Consider the following 704-nt stretch of genomic DNA (forward strand, 5'->3'; position numbering starts at 1 on the left):
CGTATACTCAAGTATTTTTCATCGCCTGTTATAAGGTACGGATATATGCCTGATTTTTTGGTAACGTCATCATCCTCCATTAATTCCTTAACTCGCTTTTCCAATAAGCCGTTTAATATGGGGCGGGTAGATACGGCAAAAGGCTTTTTATAGTCACTAGGGATAAAGCTATTATCCACTAATAACATTTTGGAATCGTCATGTTTTTTATATTTATCAGGTATATCTTTTAACGGCATTATTTTTAATTGTTTATATCTCGGTCTGTCTTTTATTGGAAAATTGGTAAACCAATAACCTGCCGCTCTGGTAAGTTCCCTTTTAGGCGTTTGAAACCAATCCACTTCATTATAACCTGCCCATACTTTATTATTATAGAAATAAGGAAGATATGCCGTGGTTAAAACATTTGCTATGTTAGAAATGATTAAAAACTTCTTACCGCTTTTAATAGTAATTTCCCAATAATCTACCGCTCTTGAAAACGGCGGGTTCGTGCATACTATATCCGCTTCTTCTTTAAGAATCTTCAATGACAAGGGATCATCGAAACTTCCCGTATAACCTTCGGGATATTTTTTGAATTCCTTAAAACCTGTTTTTGTAAATATATAACCCTTTGCGCCTTGATTAAATAAATCTACAGGACCGCTGTAATGGGTGCATATTAATTTTTTTAAGCCAAGATATTGGAAGTGATGTAT

Annotated in this window: 1 protein-coding gene; it reads right to left on the minus strand. The window is 34.4% G+C overall.

The features are described 5' to 3' along the window. A partial coding sequence (locus ACYVRH_RS13880) for an adenine-specific methyltransferase EcoRI family protein (protein ID WP_461257474.1) occupies positions 1–704 on the minus strand: 704 nt, incomplete at both ends.

Source organism: Treponema sp. R80B11-R83G3, from assembly GCF_054786115.1.